The organism is Denitratisoma sp. DHT3 (genome assembly GCF_007833355.1).
Lineage (GTDB): Bacteria > Pseudomonadota > Gammaproteobacteria > Burkholderiales > Rhodocyclaceae > Denitratisoma.
Map to the genome: position 1 here is coordinate 171842 of NZ_CP020914.1, position 26045 is coordinate 197886.

Below are 26045 nucleotides of genomic sequence, written 5' to 3' on the forward strand. Positions count from 1 at the left end.
GGATGTTAGGGGGGGGCTCATTTTCCGTCAATAAATCATGAGCATGACGTTATCGGGCACAGTTGCGAGGCAGCAGCTTGCCGTTGTCCTGATCGTTGTTGCGGGGGGGATGCCGTCAGTCTCGCGGCATGGCCGCATTTGATGCCAACCTGAGTATTAAAAATTCGCTCAAGGCGCTTGCCACAAGGACTTCAGACGTGGTTARAATCCGCTTCAGGCCATGTGGCCTTCACCAACTGGAAAGGAAGTGAGATGAATAAAGCGGAACTGATCGAAATCGCCGCCAAGGAGGCCGATATCAGCAAGGCCGCCGCTGGCAAGGCTCTGGATGCCGTCATTGGTGCAGTGGTCAAGGCTGTTTCAAAGGGCGATACCGTCACTTTGGTTGGTTTTGGCACTTTCAAATCTGCCAAGCGTGCCGCTCGTACCGGTAAGAACCCGCAAACCGGCGCCACGATCAAGATTCCGGCCACCACCGTGCCGAAGTTCACCGCCGGTGCAGGTTTCAAGACGGCTGTGGCAGGCAAGAAGGCCAAGAAATAATAAGCAAGGCTTTGCTTCTGCCATCAAGCCCGTCTTTGGACGGGCTTTTTTCTTGTGCAAGAGGCGCACGGCGTAAGGCGCACTCCGCTTGAGCATCTTGAGTTGGCAGCGCCGCATCATTGCGCCGCGCCGGACTCTGCGGCCGAATGCAAATTCGGCTTCCACATTTTTCGTGGCGTCGCTATAATGCGCCGCTCTTCGGCCAGGTAGCTCAGTTGGTAGAGCAGCGGATTGAAAATCCGCGTGTCGACGGTTCGATTCCGCCCCTGGCCACCAGATTAAAGTTAAAGCGGCTTCCAATTCATGGAAGCCGCTTTTGTTTCTGGGGACACTGTACGTAGCTGCCAGCTCTTTTCTGGGCTGACCTGCCTGGCTTCGGTATTGATCGAATTGATGCGGTCTCTCCCGGACGGCAGAGCGCTGGGAATGCTTCCTTCCCTGCCGCATCAAGATCTCCAGTGCGACATCCCTCAACGAACCCTGAATTTTCCTCTTCAGACCGGTACTGAGCGGGTGTGGCCCCAACTGGGGCCGCGATGCTCCGGTGGGCGACGATTTGCCCATTCCGGGTAAGAATGACGACGATTCCGATACTGCGACGATATCAGATGCCTAGAATGGACCGCGCGGCCCGCGAGCCTTCGCGGGTCGGGTGTTGTGTGTGTCATGGATGGGGTTTGGATGCCCCGGGTTCGAGGGCAGGAGGGATATTCCAGATGGGATTGAGCAGGAGCCATGGCGCGAGGACGAAACCCACCGTTCTTCCTCTCAACCTGAAAAAACAGCCGCGTCAGTCTCGGGCCAAGTTCACCGTGAGCGTCATTCTCGAAGCGGCCCAGCAGCTTCTGTGGGAGGGAGGGATCAAGGCGGTGACGACACGGCATGTCGCCCAGCGCGCCGGCGTAGGGGTCGGGACGCTCTATGAGTATTTCCCCAACCGCGACGCAATCCTGATCCAGTTGGCCAATCGCTCGATGCGGAAGCGTTTCCAGGACGCCATCCCTCACTTTCACGAGTCTCTCGACATCTCCCTGCCCGAACTCTTTCGTGTCGCCACGGAGTATGCCGTCGAAGTCGATCGTGAGTTGTTGCGCTTCGGGCACGAATTCCATGCCCGCTACGCGCGGCATTTCAACCTGGGGAATTACTACCCATTGAGCAACGACCGTCGACGCCAGCAGATCCTCGACACCGTGGAGCGCAGCGCCGCGAAAATGTTGTCCGATCGTTCCGACGAGGTGGGCGCGGCGAATACGGAGATGGCCGCCTTCCTGATCTGTCGGGCCTTGCGGGGCATGATCAACACGGTGGTGGAGGAACGGCCGGAGCTGATCCATTCTCCAGCCTTCGCCGCCACCTTGCAAAGGATCATGCTGGCGATCGCCGACTACCGTGAGCCTCTTCCGGTAAAGGCATCTCCTTCCGTCTGAGCGTCCCGGTCAATGTGTGCTGAGGTCCGTGAGCCGCACCTTCGGGTGCTTTCTTTTGGGGTGAACGATTTGTCCGGCTTCGTTTCCAGTCATTGCCGCAACAGGGTGATGCGATCTGAAGTCGGAGGCAGGGAGCTATGAACTATCCGTCGCCGCGACAGGCGTTCTACGTCAAGCTAATCAACCGTACCGGGGCCTTGGCCAGAAGTTCCGGCCTGGCGGGGCGTCCCATGACGCCGACGACACTGATGGCCGCTGCCGTGAAACGGACCGGACTGGAGGACTTCGGCGATCCCGATTGTCGTCCGGCGCTTGAGCATTTTGTGGATTCCCTGGAAAGCGAAGCGCGACTGTCCACCATCGGCCGCATGGTGACGCGCCGGATGCTGGAAGACACCCTGGCTCACCGCCTGCGAATCGTGGAATATCGCAAACGGCACTCGGACGTGGCTCGGCAAATCATTCGCCGCCCCTTGATCATCATGGGGCTGCCGCGGACCGGCACGACGATTCTCTTCGAACTCCTGGCCCAGGATCCGGCCCATCGCTCTCCCGCCACTTGGGAAATCGCCGAGCCCGTGCCGCCGGCCCGAGGTGAAACCTATCGGACGGACCCGCGCATCGCCCGGGTGGACAAGGGGTTGAAGATTTTCGACAGGGATCTGGCGGCGGGAATCAACGCCATTCATGCCATGGGGGCATCCCTGCCCCAGGAATGCCTGGCGATCAGCGCTTTCCAGTTCATGTCGGAGCAGTTCGGCGTCAATTATTTCGTCCCGAGCTATCGACGCTGGTACATGGCACAGGACATGGAGCCGACCTACCGTTGGCACCATCAATTCCTCCAGCACATGCAGTCCGGCTTGGCGCGGGACCGCTGGGTCTTGAAGACGCCGCCCCATATGGCATTCATCGAAGCCTTGCTGACGGTGTATCCCGATGCCTGCCTGGTACAGACCCATCGCGACCCGATGGAGGTGATGGCCTCCGTTTCAAGCCTGGCCTGCACGGCTCATGGCGGTTTTTCCGATCATGTGGATCCGGTGCTGACCGCCGACCTGGAGGTGCGCCATTTCGCCGACATGCTCCAGCGCTGCCTGAAATCACGCGCCGCGCTGGCCGATGAGTCCACGCATTTTTTCGACATCTATTTCAAGGACATCATCAGCGATCCGATCGGCGCCATCGCCCGGCTCTATGCCCATTTCGGCTTCGACTTCAGCGCCGAGGCCAGACAGGCGATGGAACGCTATCTGGCGCAGCGCCCCAGGGAGAAGCACGGGGTTCACCGCTACACGCTGGAAGAGTTCGGTCTCGACAAAGCCCGCCACGGCGGCCTGTTCGAGGATTACCGCCGCCGTTTTGGGCTGTAGCCGACACCGCACCGCCGTTTCACGGCGGTGCGTCGCAGCTTACGGTCGTCGGCCCGGTCCGGCGTTGCCGATCCGCAGATGCACGGTGCCACCGAAGCCGGCATAGAGCGGGTCGCCGTTGGGCAGCAATTGCACGGCAATGTAGGCGGGGTTGTAGCGCTGGCTGGGGCCGAGGCGGTAAAGCCCCAGCGTCTTGCCCGTGGCCCAATCGAGGCTGAGCCAGGCCCACTGGCCGTCGGCGATCGTGCCCAGATGGAGGCCGCCGTCCCGGGCGCTGATGGCCGGTGTTGAGCTTGGGCTGGAAACGTCGGCCCGCACCCAGTCTCGCAGGAAGCGGCGCTGTTTCGGATCCCAGCGGAATTTCTGCAGCCCGAGCGGCGTCAGCGCCGGATCGGTGAGACGCAGCACCACGTCCAGGGTCAGGGATTCGCCGGTGCGGGGCCGGTTGTCGCCGAGCACGGCGCCGTAGCCGAGGACGGCGGCGGCATTCTCGGAATAGGACTCCACCCGCTTCGGGTCGCCGAAATCCACGGGCAGCTTGCCCGCGACGCGACGGCTGCTGGTGCCGGGAAGCTGCTTCCAGTCCGCCGGAATCTCGTCGCGCCAGTAGAGCACGGCGTTATTCACGTCGGCGGCATCGGTGATGATGACGAAGCGGTCGCGATCCTTGGGGCCACCCATCAGCACCGGCGTGGTGCCGGTGCCGCGGCTGCCGCGATGGGTCTTGTCGCGGGGGCCGATTTCATAGGCTTCGGTCCAGGCGCCATCCTCCGGCCGGTCGCTGATTCTGCCGTCCTTCCAGACCACCTTGTGGAGCTTCTTGCTGCCGGCGAAATAGATGCCGCCCTTTTCGTCCACCGACAGGCCGTTCCAGATGACTTCATCGCCGATCCGGTAGTAGTGGGCCTGTTTCAGGTCGGGAGAGACCACGATCAGGGTGCCATCCATGCTGACGATGGCCAGGTGGCCGTCGTGGAGCGCATTGAAGCCGATGATGATGGGCAGGGGAACGGGCATGGCCTTGTTCATCCGGGCCGGGTCGAACACCAGCTCGCCCTTGGCAACGATGGGGGAGTCGGCCTGGCCGGGAATCTGGTCGCCATAGGCCAGGACGCGGTCGCGTCCGCCCGTGTAGAGCGTGCCGTCACGGCTCAAGGCGCCGTAGAAGGCACGTATGGCTTCCGTCTCGTAGCCCTTCCAGGGAGCGGCCAGGCGCTTGAATTCGACGCTGTCGGGTGTGTGCCGATCCAGTTCGGCGACGATGCGCTGCATGTCCTCGCCGCTGTAGTAGGGAAACTTGTCCGTGGGCAGGCGCAGTTCCCGGAGCAGGGTCAGGGTGTTGTTCTTGAGGGTCAGCTTCTCGACGCGATCGACCTTGCTCAACCAGAGCACCTGGGTACCGTCGGGATAGCGCCGGTCGAAGGCGCCGGCGGAGATCGGGCTTTCCCACAACAGATCGATCTCCCGGTCGGACAGGAGGCGCGAACCGCCTTGCGGGCCGCGTACCGGCAGAGCCCCGGTCTGGTAGCCGTCGCAGTGGGTCAGCGCACAAACTCCCTCGGCCAGGGCCGGGTTGGCCGGAGTGGTCTGAGTGGCCGGAATGTCGCGGGCCGCGGCGCCGAATGCGCTGCAAGCGGCCAGCATGAGGCAGAGGCGTTGAAGGGTGGGGTTGCGGTTCATGACATCTCCCTGAAGGTGGCCAGTCGGTGGGTGCAGCATACCGTACACGTGTTAGGATGAACGCTTGCACGTGTTAGGTGATTCATCATGAACCCTGTACCCCAGAATCAATCCCGACGCCGGTTTCTGCTGCTGGCCGCCGCCGCTGGTGCGGCCGCCGCCGCCGGCATCCCGTTCTACCACTATCGGCTGAAGGCCGGCGCCAGCGCCAAGCTCGGGCCCAGGGCGACGCCCAAGCTCAACAGCTGGGAGGACTTGTATCGCCAGCGCTGGACCTGGGACAAGATCGCCAAGGGCTCCCACGGCTGGTCCAACTGCCGCTCGGCCTGCGCCTGGGATCTTTACGTCAAGGACGGCGTGGTGGTGCGGGAGGAACAGACGGCCACCTACGACCAGTCCGAGCCGGGAGTGCCGGACTTCAATCCGCGGGGCTGTCAGAAGGGGGCCTGCTACACCGAGGTGATGTACGGGCCTTCCCGCACCTCGGTTCCCTTGAAGCGGGTCGGTCCTCGAGGCTCCGGCAAGTGGGAGCGGATCAGTTGGGACCAGGCCATGGCGGAGATCGCCGAGAAGTGCGTCGATGCCGCGGTGAAATGGGGGCCCGAGACGATCTACCAGGATCTGGGACCCAACTACGACAACGGTCCGACGACGGCGGGGCGCTTCAAGTTCCAGCTGATGGCCGGCGGCTTGTTCGCCGACATGTGGGCCGAGATCGGCGACCTCAATCTGGGCGCGTTGATGTCCATGGGCATGGCCCACGTCGGCGGCTCATCGGACGAGTGGTTCCTCTCCGACTTCCTGGTGGTCTGGATGATGAACCCGTCGGTGACCCAGATCCCGGATGCCCATTTCCTCTACGAGGCGCGCTACAACGGCACCGAGCTGGTGGTGATCGACCCTATCTATTCCGCCACGGCGATCCATGCCGACCAGTGGCTGCCGCTGACGCCGGGCAGCGATGCCGCCCTGGGGCTGGCGGTGGCCCGCCACCTCTTCGAGCAGGATGCCATCGACCACGCCTACGTGCGGGAGCAGACCGACCTGCCGATCCTGGTGCGGATGGATACCGGGCGCATGCTGCGGGAAGCGGACCTCAAGGAAGGCGGCAAGGACAACCTGGTATACCTCTGGCATCCGCAGAAGCAGGCACCCGTGCCCGCGCCGGGCTGCGAGGGCGCCGGCGGCATCAGCATCCGCCTGGACTTCGAACCGCCCATCGAGGGCAGCTGGAAGATCAAGCTGAAGGATGGCCAGGAGGTGCTGCTGGCGACGGTGGGCTCTCTGCTGAAGGAGAGCCTCGATCCCTGGACCTTCGAGCGCACGGCGGAAGTCACCACCTTGAGCGTGGAGCAGATCCGTGCCTTCGCCGACGGCTGGGTCAAGGCCAAGCGGCCCATGGTGCTGTCTTCCTGGGGCTCCAACCGCTACCTGCATTCGGATCTGATGAACCGCACCAAGATCCTCTGCCTGATGCTGAAGGGCGCCATCGGCCGCAAGGGCGCGGGGCTGCAGAGCACGGGTTTCATCGATCTGGAAGGCTTCGGCAATGCGATGCAGGTGGAGAAGGACGGCATCCGCGGCCGGATCGGCATGATCCTCAACCTGATGACGCCGAAGGATCTCTTCGACGTGGCGGTGGACATGACCATGAAGCGCAAGACCGAGAATCAGGTCATGCGCGAAGGCGAGCGGCGCTTCGAGTCCGAGGTGATCTGCAACACCACGGTGACGGCCGTCGACTACCGCTACCAGGGCATCAAGGAGGCGCTGGCCAAGGAGCAGGATCATCTGCTGCCCCGTCCTCTGGCCGCCTACCATGAGGAGTCGACGCGCAATGGCTGGGAGCCGGACTTCCCGCGCAGCGGCAGCCCGAAGATCTTCTTCTCCGGCGGCTCCAACCTGCTCCGGCGCAACAACCTGCCCCAGTATCTGAAGGCGAACATGTGGGCCGACATGGAATTGATCGTGGACATCAATCCCAAGTTCTCCTTCACCGGCACCGAGGCCGACTACATCCTGCCGGCGGCCGGCTGGTACGAGAAGGTGGGCATCAAATACACCATGGCCTATGCGCCCTACCTCCATTACTGCGACCAGGCGATCCCGCCCCTGGCGGAGTCGAAGGACGAGTTCGAGATCTACTGGCTGCTCTCGCGGGAGATCGAGCGCATCGCCAAGGCGCGCGACCTGCCGGTCTTCAACAGCTGCCATCGGCCCACCGACTGGAAGACCCTGCACCAGCGCTACAGCTGCGAGGGCGCGCTCGGCCCCAAGGACGCCGAGCGCGTGCTGAGCGACATCATCGAGCAGAGCTCGGCGACCAAGGGCATGAGCCTGGAACAGCTGAAGACGGTGGGTGCCGCCCGCTTCGTGGCCACCGGTGGCAATGTGTCGCCGGCATACACCTACAACCCGGACTGGAAGGGCAAGGGCGTGCTGAACACCCTGATCGCCTTCACCGAGTACAAGGAGCCCTGGCCCACCTTCAGCGGCCGGCTGACGAGCTTCATCGACCATCCGTGGTTCCTCGAGCTGGGGGAGCAGCTTCCCACCCACAAGCCCAGCCCCAAGGCCGGTGGCAACTATCCTTTCCAGTTCGTCAGCTGCCATGCCCGCTGGTCGATCCACTCCACCTGGCGCGACACGCCGATGATGCTGCGCTTCCAGCGCGGGGAGCCACAGGTCTGGATCAATCCGGCGGATGCCCACCGGATCGGCGTCAAGGATTACGACTACGCCGAGATCCACAACGACTACGGCTCGGTGCGGATGCGGATCAAGTTCTCCACCATGGTGCGCCCCGGCGTCGCCTATTACTACCACGCCTGGGAGCCCCACCAGTTCCCCAACCACCAGTCCTTCAAATGGCTGATCCCCGGCCTCATCAATCCCCTGCACATGGCCGGCGGCACTTCGCAGCTCCAACATGGCATCAGCAAGTACCAGGCGGGCACGGCGGTGCAGGACACGCGGGTCGGCATCCGCCCCTGGACCGGCCAGCCGACGGGGGCGAAGCCGGTCGTCAAGGCGTAAGGCGGCCGGGCCGTTCCATGGTTATCCGATCCTCGCGGATTTTCGGCGACGTGGCTGACCATGGACGGACATGCCGCCATGCGTCGACGGCGCCAACTGTATGAGGAACGCGGTCATTCCGGTGCAATCGTGGTTGGGGATGTCATGCTGCCGGCGGCATTCCCGTTGTTAGAATCTTCCTCCATTTCCGCCGTGAATGACGTCCATGCCTGCCGAATTTCCTTCCCGCAATCCCACTGAAGTGCGCCTGTTGGCTGTCGCGCGGGAAATCACCAGCCGGGTCGGCTACGATGGCCTGACCATGAAGGAAGTGGCCGATCGCGCCGCTGTCGCCCGGGTGACGGTCTACCACTACTTCGGCAACAAGGATCGTCTGCTGGCGGAAATCGCCGCCGACCTGGAAGCCGAGGTGCTGGGCGAACTGGAACGCCTGCGGCTGCGCACCCGGGACCCCGCCGCTCGGATTGCCCGCCGGCTGACGGTGGCCATGACCTATCTGCTGCGCGAGCCCCTGTTGTTGAACGCCGTGCTGACGGTGGCGATGGGGGAACAGGGGCATCGGGTTTTCCTGCGCCAGGATGACAGCAGTCCGGTATGGCATCTGCTGGAAGCCGAATTGCGCGTATGGCCCAAGGGCCAGGCGCAACGCCTGGGGCGTATTTTTGGCCACCTGCTGCACTCCAGCCTGCTGTCGGTGTCTTCCGGCGCGATGTCGGTGAAGCAAGCGGAAGAGGATCTGAAGCTGGCGGGGCGGCTGCTGTTCGAGGGCATGCAGGCCGGCCTCAATAAGCGTTAGGGAAGCGCTGAATCGCCCCCCCCCCGAGGGAGTCGAGCCTTTCCAGTCAGCCGCCGCACCCCTTGAAGACGCGGCGGCTGCATCGGCCGCAGACGGCCGCGTCCAGCTTCGGTGGGATCGCCTGGGTGATGTCGTCGCGCAACCGGAAGCAGGCGTCCTCGCCGATCTCCGCCAGGTAGCCGCCGGTTTTCAGGAATTCGTAATTGGCCCGGTTCAATCCGTAGAAATAGAGCCGCCCGCCCAACTCGCGCCGCCGGCGGGCTTCCTGGCAAAGGATTTCGGCGCCGGCCACGTCGATGGTGTTGAGGCTCTGGGCGGCGATGAGCACCGACTTCCGTTCCGGCTGCCCGGCATCGACGGCGCGGAGCGCCTGCTGCAGGAAATGGGCGGCGCCGAACCAGGCCGAGCCATTGACCCGCAGGATCTGGAGCTGCGGGCATTCGTCGCGGCCTTCGGCGCGGACGAAATGGACGGATTCGCCCTCCCGCACCGGCAGCACCGGAATGATCTCCGGCCGGGATCGATGCACGATGAAGGCCAGCAGGGACAGCAGCACCCCCAGCAGCAAACCGGCTTCCATGTGGATCAGGGTGCCCAGGAAGGTCACGCAGAAGATGGCGAATTCGAGCCGGCTGGCGCGCCAGATCTGACGGATGCCGGGAATGTCGATCAGGCCCCAGGCCACCAGGAACAGCACGCCCGCCATCACCGCATAGGGCAGGAAGGCGGCCAGGGGCGCGATCACGGTGAGCAGCACGACCAGCGCCAGGGCCGAGAATACGGCCGCCAGGGGCGTCTTGGCGCCGGCCTCGTAGTTCAGTCCGCTGCGGTTGAAGGAGCCGGGCGAGACGAAGGCGGAGAAGAAGGCGCCGGTGACGTTGGCCAAACCCTGGCCGATGAATTCCTGGTTGACGTCGATCTGCTGGCCCGAGCGGTTGCCGATGGCGCGGGCGACCGAGACGGCCTGGGTGATGGCCAGGATCGCCACGACCAGGGCCGAGCCCGGCAAGGCCAGTAGCACCGACGGCGAGAAGTCCGGCAGGGACGCGGGAGGCAGCCCCGCGGGCAGGGTGCCCACCGTGGCGATGCGCGCGGCCTCGGGGCCGATCAGGTGCGCGAGCAGGGCGGCATAGAGGCTGCCGGCCACCATGGCGACGAGCAGATACGGCGCTCGGGGCAGGAAGCGACGGGAGACGATGCTCGCCATCAGGGTGAACAAGGCGACCGAGACCACCCAGAGGTTGATCTCGCCCAGCTGCGCCCAGGTCTGCTGCGCCAGGGCGGGGAAGGACCGCCGTCCGCCATGGTCGAGACCCGTGACGTTGGATATCTGGCTGGCGGCGATCAGGATGCCGGCCCCTGCCGTGAAGCCGGTCACCACCGTGTGGGAAATGAAATTCACCAGCCCGCCCAGGCGTGCCAGCCCGAGACTCAGCTGGATCAAGCCCACCAGGAGGGTCAGGCTCAAGGCGTATTGCAGATACTGGGCGGTGCCCGGTTCCGCGAATTGCGCGAGGGCGGCGAAGACGGCGATGGAAATGGCGTTGGTGGGGCCGGAAACCAAATGCCAGGAGGAACCGAACAGCGCCGCCACCACCGTCGGCACCATGGCGGAGTACAAACCGTACTGGGGCGGCAGTCCGGCCAGGGTGGCGAAGGCGATGCCCTGCGGAATCACGATCAACCCACCGACCAGGCCGGCCAGCAGGTCGTCCCGCAGCGTGCGGCGATTCACCCGGGGCCACCAGCGCAGGAAAGGCAGGGCGTTTTTCAGGGCGACGGGCAGGGGGACCATGGACACGGCGGCATGTGAGACATGTCCCGATTGTAAAGACAGTCGCCGCCGCAATCGGCGACTTCAGCGTTCTGTCGCGGCGGGCCGGTAGCGCCGGGCGGCCAGCAGCATCAGCAGGGTGCCGAGGATGCCGCTGCCCAGGGCGATCGCCAGGGCCTGGCGCAGGGCATGGGGGCCGTGGGTCGGGGCCAGCCAGTCGCTCAGGAGGCCGACGATCTGGGGGCTGGTGGTGACGCCGAAGAGGATGATGCAGAAATTCAGCACCGCCGTGCCGGTGGCGCGCAGTTCCGCCGGCAGCATGTCCTGGACCGTGGCCTGGACCGGCGCCAGCCAGCCGCCGCCCAGCAATCCGCAAAGGGCCAGCAGTCCATAGGCCAGACTGACGGAGGGGCTGAAGCACACGGCCCACAGCAGCACCGTGGTGCCGCAGACGGAAAACGCGGCCAGCTTCAAGGGCCAGGCACGGTTGCGGGCACTCAGGCGGTCCGCCAGCCAGCCGGCGGCCAGCGCGCCGACGACCGAGGTGACGCCGAAGATCAGGCCGAACATGGGGCCCACTTCCGCCGGCGTCAGTTGGAAGCTGCGCACGAACATCGTCGGCGCCCAGTAGCCGAAGCCCATGCCGCCGAAGCCGGAAAGGGCGGCGGCGGCGCAGAGTGCGGGAAAGGCCGGCAGCCGGACCAGGTGCTTCATCGCCTGGAGGAAGGGTGGCGGCATCATCGGCCGATCGTCGGCGCGACCGTCCAGACCGCCCCGAGGGGCTTCCCGGACGCTGAGATACAGCGTCAGCGCCAGCAGGAATCCGGGCAGACCGACGGCGATGAAGGTATTGCGCCAGCCGTAGTGCTGGGCCAGCACGCCGCCCAGGGCGAGGCCGACCACCTGGCCCAGGGGGATGCCCAGGTTGTAGATCGAGACGGCCCGCGCCCGCTGTCCCGGGGCGAAATAATCCGAGAGCAGCGAGTAGGAGGGGGCCAGGGCGCACGCTTCGCCCAGCCCCACCATCAGCCGGGCGACGGCCAGTTCCGCGGGGGTGCGGGCGAGGCCCGACAGCACGGTGAACAGCGACCATAGCGTGCAGCCCAGCGCGAGGATCGCCACCCGGCTCCTGCGGTCCGCCAGCCAGGCGATGGGAATCCCGGCGCAGATGTAGAGCAGGCCGAAGGCCGGGCCGATGAGAAAGCCCATCAGGGTGTCGGAGCCGTTGAGGTCCGCGCGGACGAATTCCACCATGCCCACCAGCACGTAGCGGTCCATGAAGCTGATCATGTAGATCAGCATCAGCACGGTCAGCACGTACCAGGCGTAGCCGCCCGCCTTGGCGGGCCTGGGCAGGGTGGCGGACACGGCTTATTTCCCGGTCAGGCGCTTGCCCGCTTCGGCGAAGGGCACGACCCGGGTGGCGGGTTTGGGCACGGCGCTCTCGTCGCTGGGGTCGATGCCGGTGATGGTCCAGCGGATGCAGAGGGTGCCCGTGAGATGGCCCTGGGTGCAGATCCAGTTGGCAATGCCCGGGTCCTCGGCCGAGACGACGATGCGGGCGATGCCGTCGTCGTCGATCACCGCGTTGCCGATGTCCACCAGGTTGCGGCCGCCGTCGGCGTACTCGTAGGTCTGCATGTAGCGGTTGGTGCCGTAAAGGCCCCACCAGAGACACTTGGGCGGTTTCAGGTCGATCAGCAGGGCCTCGCCCGGCTTCAGGTCGAAATTGCAGAAGAGATACCAGTGGTCGGGGTTGATGTACATGAAGCCGGTGCCGCCGCGCACGGCGCGGCCGGCGTCGCTGCGCTTGACGTCCAGACCCGCCAGGTCGAACTGGTTGGGCACGTGGGGAATGATGGGGCTGGGGCGGCCGCCGTATTGCTTCATGAAGTCGATGCCGGTCTCCTTGAGGAAGGCGACGACGGAACGCAGCCGGTGGGCCACGGCGGCGTCGTCCAGGCGCGGGGCCGGGCCGGGGTGGTCGATGACGTCGATCATGTAGCGGGCCGGTTCTTCGTTCTTGGCGTCGACGAAGAATTGGCGGATCAGCACCGAGTGGAGATCGGGGTCGGCCTCGAGGAAATTCTTCGCACCCACCGGGCGCCGGGTGCCGATGATGATTTCGAAGGAGCCGTCTTCCTCGCAGACCAGATTGGTCATGTTCACCCAGTCGCCGATGCGGGGCGGCATCAGGCCGTTCCAGCCGGTGCCGGAATAGAGGCAGATGCCCAGGTAGCGCACGCTGCCGCGCTTGCCGGTGATGCGGTAGGAGCGGCCCGGAGCCAGGGGCGCCCAGTCGTAGATGGTGTAGGGATTGGGCGACCAGATTTCCATCGGCGCCGAATAGGCCGCCCAGGGCTGGGCCATTTTCGGCGTGATCATGGGCACGAAACGGGGCCGCTCCGGATCGTTCTCGAAGAACTGCTCCAGGGCCGTGCGGATGAAGTGGGTCATGAAACGATAGCCTTCGGCGGAATCGTTTTCGTCCAGGGCGCTGTTGCTGGTGAGTTCGACGGATTCCTTCAGGACGTCGAGCATTTCAAGAAAAGCCTTGCGGCTTTCCGGGGTGAAGTCTTTTTGGCTCATGGGGTGCCTTTCTTTCCAGTCTGTCGGATGCGCGCCAAGCGGAACGCATGCGGACCGATGCTAGGAGTCGCGCCGGATACACCCAAGCAAATCCGAACAGCCGATGGAAACCGCTTTGCGATGGGTGAGGCATGGGGGCCAACGCCAGAAACGCCGGGACAAGGCGAGGCGAATCGGGGCCCCGCGAGAGGAAGCGCAAAAGCCGAACGGCGATCATGTCGATCGCGGTGAAGCATCGATATGCGTGGGGCGCCATGTGCCGGTCATGCCGATCCCTGAATTTCCTCGGGCGGGAAAGGAATTTTGTTCGGTTTTTCCGTACCCATTTCAGGAGCCCTGGTTTCGATGGGAATGGACGCCGGAACGAACGACAGCGCAATCAGTGCCCCGGATCGCGGAGGATGGCCACTCGACCGGGTACGGCGTGCAACGGCCATTGGCCCGCCCGTTTTTCCGGTGCGCTGTTCGGCTTTGTTTGTCTGCCGCCTGGATCGCCTCCTAGCATTCCCTCGCGTTCGTCGGACACGCCGATGTGATGACCGGTCCAGGAAGGGAGTCGGGATGTTTCTCAAGGGCTATCGAATGGTGGACATGTGCTGGATGGGCGGTGGCCCCTTCACGGCGCAGGTCCTGGGGGATCTCGGATTCGACGTGATCAAGGTGATGGAGGTGCCCAAGGCATCCTCCGGCCGGCGCGGCGGGCGCAGCACCGGTTCCCTGATCGCCGAACACAACGGGATTCAGATGAGCCACTACCGCTTCGGCATCCGCAATGCCCGCAGCATCATGCTGGATCTGAAGAGCAAGGAGGGCCTGGAGGTCTTTCATCGCCTGATCGAGAAGACCGACGTGATCACGGAAGGCTTCCGTCCCGGCGTGGCGGATCGCCTCGGCGTCGGCTACGAGGCTTTGAGGCAGATCAATCCCGGCCTGGTCTATGCGGCCATCACCGGTTATGGCCAGACCGGGCCCTACCGCGACAAACCGGGCCACGACGTGAATTTCGAATCCATCGCCGGCTTCATCGGCATGAACGGCAAGGCCGGCGGGCCGCCCGTGGTGACCGGCGGCCTGGTGGCCGATTTCGCCGCGGGGTCCATGTCGGCCGTGACCCACATCCTGGCGGCCCTGCTGCGCCGGGAGAAGACCGGCCAGGGCGCCTATTGCGATGTGTCGTTGACCGATGCGGTGTTCGAGGCCAACGGCACCGCCATCGGCCCCTACCTGGGGTCGGGCGTGGAGATGCAGCGGGGCGAGATGTACTTCTCCGGCTTCTGGCCCTTCAACGATGTCTATGAAACCCGGGATGGCGCCTATCTTTCCCTCGGCGCCTGGGAGCCCTATTTCTTCAAGAACCTGTGCGAGGCCGTCGGGCGGGAGGACCTGGTCGACATCCAGTGGTCGGTGGAGCGGCGCGACTACGTGCGGGCCGAACTGACCGCGCTCTTCAAGACCCGCACCCAGGCCGAATGGGTGGCCCTGTTCGAGCCCGTGGATGCCTGCGTGACGCCGGTGAACTCGCCGGCCCAGGCCGCCAACGATCCTCAGATGCGGGCGCGGAGCATGGTCGTGGAGCTGGAGAACCCGCTCCATGGCAAGGTGCCCATGGTGGGCTCCATGTTCAAGCTGGACGGCCAGCCCCTGGAAGCCCGCCACTGGATGAACTATCCCGGGGAACACACCGGCATGGTGCTGCAGGAACTGGGCTACAGCGAAGGCGAGGTCGCCGATCTGCAGGCCCAGGGTTTCGTGCGCTGAGCCGCCCGAAGAGGAGATCGTCATGGCGGAGACAAACCAGGAAGGGCAGGCAGGGCAAGGCATCCTGCGCGGCATCACGGTGCTGGACTTCGGCCGGGTGGTGGCCGGCGGCTATTGCGGCCGCATCCTGGCCGACATGGGCGCCCGGGTGATCAAGGTGGAGGCCCCCCATACGGGCGACTACATCCGCCTCCTGGGCCCCATGGGCGGCGAGCACTGGAGCATGCCGCCCTCCATCAGCCCCATCTTCATGCATTGCAATGCCGGCAAGGAGAGCCTGTCCCTGGATCTGAAGCGTCCCGAGAGCATCGACCTGATCAAGCGCATGATCCCCAAGATCGACGTGGTGCTGGAGAACTTCACGTCCCATGTGATGCCCGGCCTCGGCCTGGGCTATGAGGATCTGAAACGGATCCGGCCGGACATCGTCATGTGCTCGATCAGCGGTTTCGGCCCCGCCGGTCCCCTGGCGGACGCCCCGGCGGCGGACGGCATCGCCCAGGCCATGAGCGGCATGCTCTCCCTGATGGGCGAGGAGGGCGGCTACCCGCATTTCGCCGGCAACGGCATCGCCGACACGGCGTCCGCCACGACGGCGGCCATGGCCATCCTGGGGGCGCTGCTGGAGCGCTTCCGCAGCGGCACCGGCCAGCATGTGAATATTTCCATGATGCACACCCTCTTGAGCATGGACGGCGCCGCCGCGCCCTACTGCGTGGCCTCCAAGGGGGAGCACAAGGTGCCGCGCAGCGGCCGCTTCCATCATCTGGCCTGCCCCTGGGGCACCTTCAAGGGACCGGAGGGGAAATACCTGGTCATCATGATGACCGGGCAGTGGGCCTGGGAAAAGCTGGCGAAGATGATGGGCCGCGAGGACATGCTGAGCCATCCGAAATTCACTTCCCTGGAAGCGCGCCTCCAGCACAAGCACGAGGTGCACGACATCATCGAAGCGTACCTGATGAGCTTCGAGACGGCGGAAGCCGCCTACCAGGCCCTGGCCGCCGAGCGGCTGCTGGTGGGCATCGTGCTCGATCCCTGGGAGGCGGCCAGCCATCCCCAGACGCCGCCGGAAATGATCCAGCCGATTCCCTATCCCTACGCCGGCGAGGTGCCCACCATCGCCACGGCGCCGCTCTATTCCGAGACGCCGACGCGGATCGGGCGGGCGCCCTTCATCGGCGAGCACAACCGCCGCGTGCTGCGGGAACTGGCCGGCCTCGACGACGCCGAACTGGACCGGCTGCACCAGGCCGGCGCGCTGTTCGAGGACGACACGGTCACCCACCTCGATGCCGCGACCTGAGGGTGCCCCCATGCTGAGCCGACTCGACGATCATTTCGCCCACCAGAACAACCGCCCCCTGGACGAACTGGATTCCCGGGATCCGTTCTGGCAGGAGGCCCTGTATTTCAATCTGCACACGCCCGATGGCCGCTGCTCCGCCATCGGCGGGCTGGACGTGTTCCCCAACAGCGGTTTTGCCGCCGCCTGGCTGATGGTCGAGGTGGCGGGGACGCATTGCGTCAATTTCCAGACCGGGCCGATCGACGCCAACTGGCGCGACGAAATGGGCGTCGGCCCCCTGCGCTTCCAGGTGATCGAGCCCATGCAGCGCTGGCGCCTGTCGCTGCGGGACGAGGCCAACGGCATCCAGGGCGAGCTGGAATTCGAAGCCCGCTTCGCCCCCGTCCATTTCCGGCCGATCCGCCTGGAAGCGGGTGGCGAGGTGGTGTTCGACCAGTCCTATTTCAATCAGATCGGCCGCTTCCACGGCACACTGAGCGTCGGCGACCAGACCTTCTCGGGTTTCTCCGGCCTGCGTGCGCGGCGCTGGGGCGTCATCAATGCGCAGAAGCTGCCGTTCTACAACTGGATCTCCCTGCCCCTGGCCGAGGGCGCCATCGTCGCCTGGCAGTTCGAGACGCCGGAGGGTGAAATCCTCTACTGCGACGGCGCCCTGATCCGCGGCGACGGCAGCAGGACGGCCATCGTGCGGCTCGACCACCAATGGGACTTGCCGGCCGGGAACCGCCACCCGACCCGGGTCGACGTCGTCCTCCATCTGGCCGATGGCGGCACGCTGCCGCTCTCCTGCCGCCAGTTGGCGACCCACCACGTGGGGGCCATGCCGCCCCGCTGGTCCGACGCGGTGCCGGTCGAACGCGCCTACGCCGAAACCGGCGCCTCCTCCATCGAACTCGTCGGCGAGTTCGCCGTGGCCGGTGAGACCGCCGTGGGCATCTACGACATTGCCAGTCGCCCCGGCTACCGCCGCTACGGGCTGCCCGCCCTGGACTGCTGAAACCTGATACCGGCCGAAACCCGGAATCCACGGGTTTCGGCCACCACCCCGCCAATCAAGGAGTTGAAATGAGCGAACCCGCTTTGCTGGTCGAACGCGAGGGCCACATCGTCACCCTGACGCTCAACCGCCCCCGCTTCAAGAACTGCCTGAACCCGGAAGCCTTCATCCGCTTGGCCGACGCCTGGGAAATGATCAATGACGACGACGACGTCCGCGCCGTCATCCTCACCGGCGCGGGCGGCACCTTCTGCGCCGGCGCCGATCTGGCCCACACTGTGCGCTGGCGGGCCGGCGAGCCGCCCCAGGACGAATTCGAGGAGCGCTTCCGCGCCGATCCGGACATCATGTGGAAGGGCCTGCTGCGGAACTACCGCTGCAACAAGGCGGTGATCGCCGCCGTGGAAGGTTCTTGCATCGCCGGCGGGGTGGAGATCCTGGAATCGACCGACATCCGTGTTGCCGGCGAGGGTGCGAAGTTCGGCATCTCCGAGGTGCGCTGGAGCGTTTTTCCCCTGGCCGGCTCCACGGTGCGCCTGCGCCGTCAGATCCCCTACACCAAGGCCATGGAGATGCTGCTCACGGGCGACCACTATCCCGCCGAGGAGGCCCTGCAGATGGGTCTGATCGGGCGCCTGGTGCCCACCGGCACGGCGCTGGCCAAGGCCCGCGAGATCGCCGAGCGCGTCGCCGCCAACGGTCCCCTGGCGGTGCGCGGCATCAAGCGCGCGGTGCAGGAGACCGACGGCCTGACCGAGGCGGAGGCCCTGCCCATCGAATACAGGATCGGCATGGAAGTCGCCCACAGCGAGGATGCCGCCGAGGGCCCCCGCGCCTTCGTGGAAAAGCGCGTGCCCCAGTACAAGGGCCGCTGATCGCCCCCCCTCCCACCCCTCCCCGGACCGCCCATGACACCCTGGGCGGCCCCTCACCCCTCCCCCCCACACACCGCATGAAACGAGGAGAACGCGATGTTTGAATACACCGCCGAACAGGAAGCCATCCGCAAGACCGCCCGCGATTTCGCCCGCAAGGAAGTGGCGCCGGGCGTCGCCGAACGGGATGCCGCCGCCCGCTACGACACCCGCTTGCTCAAGCGCATGGGCGATCTGGGTTTCCTGGGCATGCTGATGCCCGAGGAGGTGGGCGGCACCGATACCGACCTTTTGAGTTTCTGCCTGGTGCTGGAGGAGATCGGCCGGGTCGATCTGGCCCTGGCCTGGTCCCTCATGGCCTCCCTGTCCTTCGCCCACCCGGTGGCCACCGTGGGCACGCCGGAGCAGAAGGCCCTCTGGATGGACACCATCGTCCGGCCCGTGCTGCGCGGCGAAGCCAACACCGCCATGGGCATCACCGAGCCCGACGCGGGCACCGACAACGGCCGCATCCGCACCCGTGCCGTGCGCGAGGGCGACGAGTGGGTGATCAACGGCTCCAAGACCTTCATCACCGGCGCCGGCCTGGAGACCTGCAAGGGCGTGTTGGCGGTCTGCCTGACCGACCCGGAGAACTACAAGTTCGAGCACATCTTCATCCCCACCGGCACGCCGGGCTACCGCATCAGCGAGCCGCTGCGCAAGATGGGTCTCCATTCCAGCGACACCCGGGAACTGTTCTTCGACAATGTGCGCGTGCCCCTCAACCACCGCATCGGCCTGGAAGGGCAGGGCATGCAGCGCACCAAGACCGGGTTCTTCACCGCCCGCGTCCTGATTTCCTCCACCTGCCTGGGGCTGGCCGAGGAATGCCTGACGCTCGCCACCGACTGGGCCAAGCAGCGGGTCGCCTTCGGCAAGCCGATCGCCCGTTATCAGTACGTCCAGGGCATGATCACCGACATGGCCCTGAACGTCGAACTGGGGCGCCTGATGCGGGACAAGGCCGCTCATATGGCGATGCAGGGCAAGTCCTTCGCCAAGGAGGCCTCGATGTGCAAGTGGTTCGTCACCGAGATGGCCAAGGACTGCACCGACAAGGCCGTGCAGATCTTCGGCGGCATGGGCTTCATGGATGCCTGCCCGGTGTCCCGCTACTACCGGGACATCCGCGCCGCCACCATCGGCGAGGGCACCACGGAAATCCAGCGTTACGTGGTGGCGCGGGAAATGGGTTTGTTGTCCTGATCCCCGGGGCCACACCATGACAACCGGGATTTTGGGCAGCGATCTGGGGGTGGCCCACATGGCCGCCCGCTATCCCGAGCGGGCGGCCGTGATCTGCGAGGGGCATCCGACCCTCAGCTTCCGGGAACTGGACCGCCGTGCCAACCAGATGGCGCGGGTGTTCCGGGCCCATGGCCTGGGCAAGGGCGACCACGTGGTGCTACTGTGCTCCAACCGGCCGGAGTTCGCCGAGGTCGCCACCGCTGCGCTCCAGTGCGGGGTCGTGCTCTCGCCGGTGAACTGGCACCTCTCCCCCGAAGACGTGAGCTATGTGGTGGACAATTGCGGCGCCCGGGCCTTCATCGCGGAAGGGCGCTTCGCCGCCGCCGCCCGCCACGCCGCGCGGGAGAACGGCCAGCGGCTGGCCCTTTGTCTGTCCGTGGGCGATCCGATCGAGGGCTTCGCGGATTACGGCGAAGCCCTGGCGGCCCAGTCCGACGCGGCCCTGGAGGCCCCCGAGCTGGGCGGCATGATGTTCTATACCTCCGGTACCACGGGCCGGCCCAAGGGCGTGCGCCAGTTGGCCGAGGCCACCGAGTTCGGCCCCTTCATCCGCTACTTCGCAATGCTCTACGACTACCAGCCCGAGCGCGGCGATGCCGTGATGGCCACCGGCCCGCTCTACCACGGCGGTTCGATGATCATGTGCGCCGTCGTGGCCCTGAGCTGCGGCGTGACCACGGTGCTGATCCCGCGCTGGGACAGCGAGGAATGCCTGCGCCTGATCGAACGCCACCGCATCAGCCAGGCGTTTGTCGTGCCCACCATGTTCCATCGTCTGCTGGCCCTGCCCGAGGCCACGCGGCGCCGATACGATCTCGGCTCCCTGCGTCTGATCCTCCACGGCGGGGCGCCGACGCCGATCGAGGACAAGCGCGCCATGATCCAGTGGCTGGGCCCCATCCTGACCGAGGTCTATGGCGCCACGGAAGGCTTTTCCATGTCCATCGCCTCGGAGGAATGGCTGAGGAAACCCGGCTCGGCGGGCCGGCCCCAGCCCGGCGCGGTGAAGATTCTCGACGGCGACCTGGCGCCGCTGCCGGCGGGGCAGGTGGGCACGATCTACGCCAAGCCGGCTGGGGTCTTCGAGTATTTCAACGACCCGGAAAAAACCGCCGCCAGCCACCAGGGTGAGTTCGTCACCGTGGGCGACCTGGGCTATCTGGACGAGGACGGCTATCTCTTCGTCACCGGCCGCAGCGCCGAGCTGATCATCTCCGGCGGCAGCAACATCTACCCGGCCGAGATCGACCATGCGCTGCTGGCCCATCCGGCGGTGTTGGACGCCGCGGCCTTCGGTGTGCCCGACGCCGAATGGGGCGAGGTGGTGCATGCGCTGGTGATCCCGGCGCCGGGGCAGGTGGCCGACGACGCATTGCGCCAGGAACTGCTGGCCCACTGCCGCGCACGCCTGGGCCGCCTGCGCACCCCCCGGTCTCTCGACTTCGTCGAGACGCTGCCGCGCAACGACGCGGGCAAGCTGCTGCGCACCCAGTTGCGGGATCGCTACCGCGACACTCATTGACCGCAATCGGAGAGAACGACCGATGGGACCGCTCCAGGGATTCAAGATCATCGAAATCGCCGGCATGGGGGCCGCCCCCTTCACCGCCATGATGCTGGCGGACATGGGGGCCGAGGTGCTGCGCGTCGAGCGCCCCGGGGGCAATCCCACGACGCGGATGGCCGACGTGGCGACCGATGTCTTCAGCCGGGGCCGGCGCTGCGTCTGCATCGACCTCAAGACGGCCGAGGGGGCCGCCCTGGTGCTGGAGCTGGTGAGCCGGGCCGACGCGCTGTTCGAGGGCAACCGGCCCGGCGTCATGGAGCGCCTGGGGCTGGGGCCGGAGGTGTGCCTCGCACGCAATCCCCGGCTGGTGTACGGCCGCCTCACCGGCTGGGGCCAGGACGGCCCCCTGGCCCAGGCGGCGGGCCACGATATCAACTACATCGCCCTGTCCGGCGCGCTGAGCCTGGTCGGGCGCAGCGGAGAGCCTCCGCTGCCGCCTTCGAATCTGCTGGGGGATCTGGCGGGCGGCGGCATGAATCTGGCGTTCGGCCTGGTCTGCGCCCTGCTGGAATGCCAGCGCTCCGGCCGCGGCCAGGTGGTGGATGCGGCCATGGTGGATGGGGCCGCCACCCTCAGCACGCTCCAGCACGGCTTGCTGCATGCCGGCTACCAGCGGCCCCGGGGCGAGAACATGATCGATTCCGGCGCCCATTTCTACAACACCTACGAGACCGCCGATGGCGAATACATTGCCATCGGCAGCTTCGAGCCCGCGTTCTATCGGCAACTGCTGGAGCGGCTGGGGCTGGCGGAGGCGGACTTCCCCGAGATGGACATGGCCCGCTGGCCGGAATTCAAGGAACGCTTCGCCGCCCTGTTCAAGACCCGCACCCGGCAGGAATGGTGCGAGATTTTCGAAGGCACCGATGCCTGTTTCGCCCCGGTGCTGTCCCTGAGCGAAGCCCCGCACCATCCCCACAATGCGGCGCGGGGCGTGTTCGTCGAGGTGGCCAGCGTCGTCCAGCCCCGTCCGTCGCCCCGCTTCAGCCGCACCGACGGCGCCATCCAGCGCCCGCCGGCTCGCCCCGGGGAGCATACCCGCGAGGCCCTGACGGACTGGGGCATCGATGCCGAACGTATTTCGGGGCTACTGGCGGGCCGGGTGATCGTGCAAACCTGAGCGCAGCGAGCCAATCAGTCCTGGGATGCGGAGCCTTCGGCGAAGGCGCTGCGCAGGTTTTCCAGCAGCGCGATGAAGGCGGTCTTGATCTGGACCTCGCTGCATCCCATGAGGATCGCGTCGTCGAGGGCGTCCTGCGCCACCTGGCGCAACTCGTCCAGGTTCTGGTTGAGCACCTTGATTTTTTCCGTGCATGACACCGGAGTCCCGTCCGGCTTGCGCCAGACGGGACGGCCACTGCAGGTCGAATCGACGTCGGGCTCCATGAAGCGTCGGGTCAGGCGCCCAGGTGCTCGAAGAGCTTGGTCGAAAGGTAGCGCTCGCCGTAGGACGGAATGATGGCCACGATCAGTTTGCCCGCGCTCTCCGGACGCCGGGCCACCTGCAGGGCGGCCCAGACGGCGGCGCCGGAGGAAATGCCGACCAGCAGGCCTTCCCGGGTCGCCATGGCGCGGGCGGTGTCGAGGGCGTCGTCGTTGGTCACGCGTACGACTTCGTCATAGATCTTGGTGTTGAGCACCGCGGGCACGAAGCCGGCGCCGAGGCCCTGGATCAGGTGCGGGCCCTTTGGGCCGCCGGACAATATCGGGCTGGCGTCGGGTTCCACCGCCACCATCCTGACGTCCGGTTTGCGCGCCTTGAGCACTTCGCCCACGCCGGTGATGGTGCCGCCGGTGCCGATGCCGGAAACGACGATATCGACCTTGCCGTCGGTGTCGTTCCAGATTTCCTCGGCGGTGGTCTTGCGATGGACCTCGGGGTTGGCCGGGTTCTCGAACTGCTGCGGCATGAAATAGTTTTGGTTGGCGGCCACCAGCTCCTTGGCCTTGGCGATGGCGCCGCTCATGCCGTCCGCGGCGGGGGTCAGGATCAGGTCGGCACCATAGGCCTTGAGCAGCAGACGCCGTTCCCGGCTCATGCTTTCGGGCATGGTCAGCACCAGCTTGTAGCCGCGGGCGGCCGCCACCATGGCCAGGCCGATGCCCGTGTTGCCGCTGGTCGGTTCCACCAGCACCGTGGTCGCCGGGTTGATGGTGCCCGCCGCTTCGGCGGTATCCAACATGGAGATGGCAATCCGGTCCTTGACGCTGTGGCCGGGGTTGTAATACTCCAGCTTGGCCACGACGGTGGCGGACAATCCCTCGGTCAGCCGGTTGATACGGACCAGTGGCGTATTGCCGATCAGTTGGGTGACATCGTTGGCGATTTTCATCTTGTGTGCTCCCGGTGAGTGTTGGGGGACGCTGATTATCCTCGATTCAGGATGACTGGCGCCGTTCGGCTTGCATCGGCCGGCGGTTGCGGGGGGGCTCGCATTCCGGCTCAGCGGGTGCGCCGGGAAAACTGGGCCAGGCGGAAGCCCAGCAGGAACAGCGTGCCGAGGTAGGCGGCGGCGCCGCCGGCGACCAGCGCGCCCAGGCGCAGAACCTTGTCCTGCCAGGCGCCATCCAGCCACGCGCTCTCCCTGCCCGTGCCCCAGTACAGTGTAATCCCCAATACCGCCAGCGCCAGTGCCAGCTTCCAGAGAAAGGACGGCCAGCCGGCCGCCGGCCGGTAGCTGTCTTGCTTGCGTAGACCCCGGTAGAGCAGGAAGGCGTTGCAGCAGGAGGCGAGGCCGATGGACAGGGCCAGACCGGCATGCTTGAGCCAGCCGACGAAGGCCAGGTTCATCAACTGGGTCAAGGCCAGCGTCAGGAGCGCGATCTTCACCGGGGTCCGGATGTCCTGGCGCGCGTAAAAACCGGGGGCCAGCACCTTGACCAGGATCAGCCCGGCGAGCCCCACGCTGTAGGCCACCAGGGCCTGCCGGGTTTGCAGCACGTCGGTGGCGCTGAAGGCGCCGTGCTGAAACAGCGTGGACAACAGCGGGACGGCCAGCAAGGCCAGCGCCAGGGCCGCCGGCAGGGTCAGCAGCAGGGTCAGGCGCAGCCCCCAGTCGAGCAGGGCCGAGAATTCCTGGGTGTCACCGGTGGCGTGGGTCCTGGACAGGCTGGGCAGCAGGATCGTACCCAGCGCCGCGCCGAGCAGGCCGGCCGGGAATTCCATCAGCCGGTCGGCGTAGTACAGCCAGGAGACGCTGCCGCTCTCCAGGAAGGAAGCGAACACGGTGTTGATCAGCAAGGAGAGCTGGGACACCGACACCCCCAGCACGGCGGGCGCCATCAGTTTCAGGATGCGGCGCACGCCGGGGTCGGACAGCGAGAGCGAGAAGCGGGGCAGCATGCCGATCCGGGAAAGCGCTGGCAACTGGATCGCCAGCTGCGCCAGCCCGCCGAGGAACACCGCCCAGCCCAGGGCCAGCACCGGCGGCGCGCAGTAGGGTGCCAGCCAGAGAGCGCCGCCGATCATCGCGAGATTGAGCATCACCGGCGTGAAGGCGGGCAGGGCGAAGCGGCTCCAGGTGTTGAGGATGCCCGCGGCCAGGGCCACCAGCGACATGCACAGGATGTAGGGGAAGGTGATGCGGGTGAGGGTGACGGTCAGTTCGAACTTGTCGGCATCGGCGGAGAATCCCGGCGCGGTGAGGTAGATCACCGCCGGCGCGGCGATCATGCCCAGGATCGTCACCGCCAGCACGGCGAGGAACAGGGCGGTGGCGACATGGTCCACCAGGCGCTTGGTTTCCGCCTCGCCCTGGCGATTCTTGTATTCCGCCAGGATCGGAACGAAGGCCTGGGAGAAGGCGCCTTCCGCGAACAGCCGGCGCAGCAGGTTGGGCAGCCGAAAGGCGACGAAGAATGCGTCGGTGGCCAATCCGGCGCCGAAGGCGCGGGCGATGATGAAATCGCGCAGGAAGCCGAGGATGCGGGACAGCAGCGTCATGCCGCTGACGGTGGCGAGCGTCTTCAGGAGATTCATGGGACGACATGTTAGTGTGAAAGAACGCAAAAACGGAGTGTGTGGTGACTTCGAGCGCAGCGATCCAATGCCGTCACCTCCCCCGGCGAGGGGGAGGCCGGGAGGGGGAGGGTTTTTTTCTTGCTCTTCGCGTATTCCATGCGCCGGGACGGACAATTGGTTTCCATGAGCGTCAGGGGAGAATGCGCCCTTGCAAAGGGGGGGGGAAGTCCATATAATCGCGCCCTTTTCCAAACCCGGAATACGGATCACCCACATGGCAAATTCCGCACAAGCCCGCAAGCGCGCCCGCCAAGCCGTCAAGCAGCGCGCCCATAACATGAGCCTGCGTTCGACTCTGCGTACCGCGATCAAGAAGGTGCGCAAGGCGATCGTCGCTGGCGACAAGGCGGCCGCCCAGGCGGTCTTCAAGGAGTCCCAGAGCGTCATCGACTCCATCGCCGACAAGAAGGTCGTTCACAAGAACTCGACGGCCCGCTACAAGAGCCGCCTCTCCGCCGCGATCAAGGCGCTCTGACAGCGCCGGATTGATGTGGGCGGCACGCTACGGCATGTAGCGTCGCCCGGCAGATGATGGTTTCAGCACAACGCCCGGGCATCGGCTCGGGCGTTGTGCTTTGTCTCGTCGTGGCGCCATCGTGGCTTGATGCGGCGGGTCGCCACCCATCGCTACCACTGCTACTACTCGCCGCCACGATGGGCGCGCCGTTCAGCGCGGCGGCATCCAGGGGGCGATGACTTTGAGGTTGTTGTCCTGGGCGAATCGCTCCAGAAAGTGGTAGGCCTTGGATTCGATGTCGTGGATGCGGATATTCACGAATACGCATTTCTCCCCTTCGTGGCTGCCCGGTTGGACATAGGGTGAATACGCCATCCGCCGTTCCGCGCCGAATACCGACATGGTGCCGCACAAGCGCTCGGCCCAGTCGCTGGGACGGAAGCGGCGACCCTCCAGGGTCACTCCGACGATGATGAAGCTTTCGTGGCGGGATTTGTTCGTCGTCATGGGGCTTTGCTCACAGCGCTACCATCAAGGAGGCCGTGCCTGT

21 protein-coding genes and 1 tRNA gene are annotated in these 26045 nt (G+C 65.8%); 14 read left to right on the forward strand and 8 right to left on the reverse strand.

Going from position 1 to position 26045, the window contains the following annotated elements:
- Positions 1–252: 252 nt before the first annotated feature.
- The 4 genes from B9N43_RS00830 (at position 253) to B9N43_RS00845 (ending at position 3346) form a co-directional block, all read left to right on the forward strand.
- On the forward strand, positions 253–543 hold the full coding sequence (locus tag B9N43_RS00830; protein WP_145840454.1) for an HU family DNA-binding protein: 291 nt from the start codon (positions 253–255) through the stop codon (positions 541–543).
- A gap of 200 nt (positions 544–743) precedes the next feature.
- A tRNA-Phe gene (locus B9N43_RS00835) sits at positions 744–819 on the forward strand.
- Between the two features lie 536 nt (positions 820–1355).
- The gene (locus B9N43_RS00840) at positions 1356–1973 is read left to right on the forward strand and encodes a TetR/AcrR family transcriptional regulator (protein ID WP_186453906.1); all 618 of its coding nucleotides are present in this window, start codon (positions 1356–1358) and stop codon (positions 1971–1973) included.
- A 137-nt stretch (positions 1974–2110) separates the two neighbouring features.
- Positions 2111–3346, forward strand: coding sequence for a sulfotransferase family protein (locus B9N43_RS00845; RefSeq protein ID WP_145840456.1), 1236 nt, complete (start codon positions 2111–2113; stop codon positions 3344–3346).
- A 39-nt stretch (positions 3347–3385) separates the two neighbouring features.
- Here the strand turns inward: B9N43_RS00845 and B9N43_RS00850 are convergent, their stop codons facing one another.
- Positions 3386–5026, reverse strand: a complete 1641-nt coding sequence (locus tag B9N43_RS00850) for a hypothetical protein (RefSeq protein WP_145840457.1) — start codon at positions 5024–5026, stop codon at positions 3386–3388.
- 87 nt (positions 5027–5113) lie between these two features.
- Here B9N43_RS00850 and B9N43_RS00855 point away from each other — a divergent pair, with 87 nt between their 5' ends.
- Positions 5114–8062 carry a molybdopterin-dependent oxidoreductase gene (locus B9N43_RS00855; RefSeq protein ID WP_145840458.1) on the forward strand — a complete coding sequence of 983 codons (2949 nt, stop codon included), beginning with the start codon at positions 5114–5116 and terminating at the stop codon, positions 8060–8062.
- Between the two features lie 205 nt (positions 8063–8267).
- Positions 8268–8858, forward strand: coding sequence for a TetR/AcrR family transcriptional regulator (locus B9N43_RS00860; RefSeq protein ID WP_186453908.1), 591 nt, complete (start codon positions 8268–8270; stop codon positions 8856–8858).
- Between the two features lie 46 nt (positions 8859–8904).
- Here the strand turns inward: B9N43_RS00860 and B9N43_RS00865 are convergent, their stop codons facing one another.
- From B9N43_RS00865 to B9N43_RS00875, 3 genes are all read right to left on the reverse strand, one after another.
- On the reverse strand, positions 8905–10653 hold the full coding sequence (locus tag B9N43_RS00865) for a SulP family inorganic anion transporter (protein ID WP_145840460.1): 1749 nt from the start codon (positions 10651–10653) through the stop codon (positions 8905–8907).
- 63 nt (positions 10654–10716) lie between these two features.
- Entirely contained in the window at positions 10717–12000 is a 1284-nt protein-coding gene (locus B9N43_RS00870; protein ID WP_145840461.1) for a spinster family MFS transporter, read from the reverse strand.
- Between the two features lie 3 nt (positions 12001–12003).
- A complete protein-coding gene (locus B9N43_RS00875; RefSeq protein WP_145840462.1) occupies positions 12004–13221 on the reverse strand; it encodes a DUF1214 domain-containing protein in 1218 nt (405 codons plus the stop codon).
- A 561-nt stretch (positions 13222–13782) separates the two neighbouring features.
- Between B9N43_RS00875 and B9N43_RS00880 the strand changes: the two genes are divergently transcribed.
- From B9N43_RS00880 to B9N43_RS00910, 7 genes are all read left to right on the forward strand, one after another.
- Entirely contained in the window at positions 13783–14979 is a 1197-nt protein-coding gene (locus B9N43_RS00880; RefSeq protein WP_186453909.1) for a CaiB/BaiF CoA transferase family protein, read from the forward strand.
- A gap of 22 nt (positions 14980–15001) precedes the next feature.
- Positions 15002–16285: a CaiB/BaiF CoA transferase family protein gene (locus B9N43_RS00885; RefSeq protein WP_145840464.1), complete on the forward strand. Its 1284-nt coding sequence runs from the start codon at positions 15002–15004 to the stop codon at positions 16283–16285.
- Between the two features lie 10 nt (positions 16286–16295).
- The gene (locus tag B9N43_RS00890; protein WP_145840465.1) at positions 16296–17285 is read left to right on the forward strand and encodes a hypothetical protein; all 990 of its coding nucleotides are present in this window, start codon (positions 16296–16298) and stop codon (positions 17283–17285) included.
- 68 nt (positions 17286–17353) lie between these two features.
- On the forward strand, positions 17354–18160 hold the full coding sequence (locus B9N43_RS00895; protein WP_145840466.1) for a crotonase/enoyl-CoA hydratase family protein: 807 nt from the start codon (positions 17354–17356) through the stop codon (positions 18158–18160).
- A 96-nt stretch (positions 18161–18256) separates the two neighbouring features.
- On the forward strand, positions 18257–19408 hold the full coding sequence (locus B9N43_RS00900; protein ID WP_145840467.1) for an acyl-CoA dehydrogenase family protein: 1152 nt from the start codon (positions 18257–18259) through the stop codon (positions 19406–19408).
- Between the two features lie 16 nt (positions 19409–19424).
- Positions 19425–20972, forward strand: a complete 1548-nt coding sequence (locus B9N43_RS00905) for an AMP-binding protein (protein ID WP_145840468.1) — start codon at positions 19425–19427, stop codon at positions 20970–20972.
- A 22-nt stretch (positions 20973–20994) separates the two neighbouring features.
- Positions 20995–22137, forward strand: coding sequence for a CaiB/BaiF CoA transferase family protein (locus B9N43_RS00910; RefSeq protein ID WP_145840469.1), 1143 nt, complete (start codon positions 20995–20997; stop codon positions 22135–22137).
- A 14-nt stretch (positions 22138–22151) separates the two neighbouring features.
- Here B9N43_RS00910 and B9N43_RS00915 read toward each other — a convergent pair whose 3' ends face one another.
- The 3 genes from B9N43_RS00915 to murJ form a co-directional block, all read right to left on the reverse strand.
- Entirely contained in the window at positions 22152–22403 is a 252-nt protein-coding gene (locus B9N43_RS00915; RefSeq protein ID WP_145840470.1) for a hypothetical protein, read from the reverse strand.
- An 11-nt stretch (positions 22404–22414) separates the two neighbouring features.
- Positions 22415–23350 (reverse strand): cysteine synthase A, encoded by a 936-nt coding sequence (gene cysK / locus B9N43_RS00920; RefSeq protein WP_145840471.1) that lies wholly within the window; start codon positions 23348–23350, stop codon positions 22415–22417.
- A gap of 110 nt (positions 23351–23460) precedes the next feature.
- Positions 23461–24996, reverse strand: coding sequence for a murein biosynthesis integral membrane protein MurJ (gene murJ / locus B9N43_RS00925; RefSeq protein ID WP_145840472.1), 1536 nt, complete (start codon positions 24994–24996; stop codon positions 23461–23463).
- Positions 24997–25252: 256 nt separating this feature from the next.
- Between murJ and rpsT the strand changes: the two genes are divergently transcribed.
- Positions 25253–25513: a 30S ribosomal protein S20 gene (gene rpsT, locus B9N43_RS00930; protein ID WP_145840473.1), complete on the forward strand. Its 261-nt coding sequence runs from the start codon at positions 25253–25255 to the stop codon at positions 25511–25513.
- A 192-nt stretch (positions 25514–25705) separates the two neighbouring features.
- Here the strand turns inward: rpsT and B9N43_RS00935 are convergent, their stop codons facing one another.
- Entirely contained in the window at positions 25706–26002 is a 297-nt protein-coding gene (locus B9N43_RS00935) for a DUF3579 domain-containing protein (RefSeq protein WP_145840474.1), read from the reverse strand.
- Between the last annotated feature and the right edge of the window lie 43 nt (positions 26003–26045).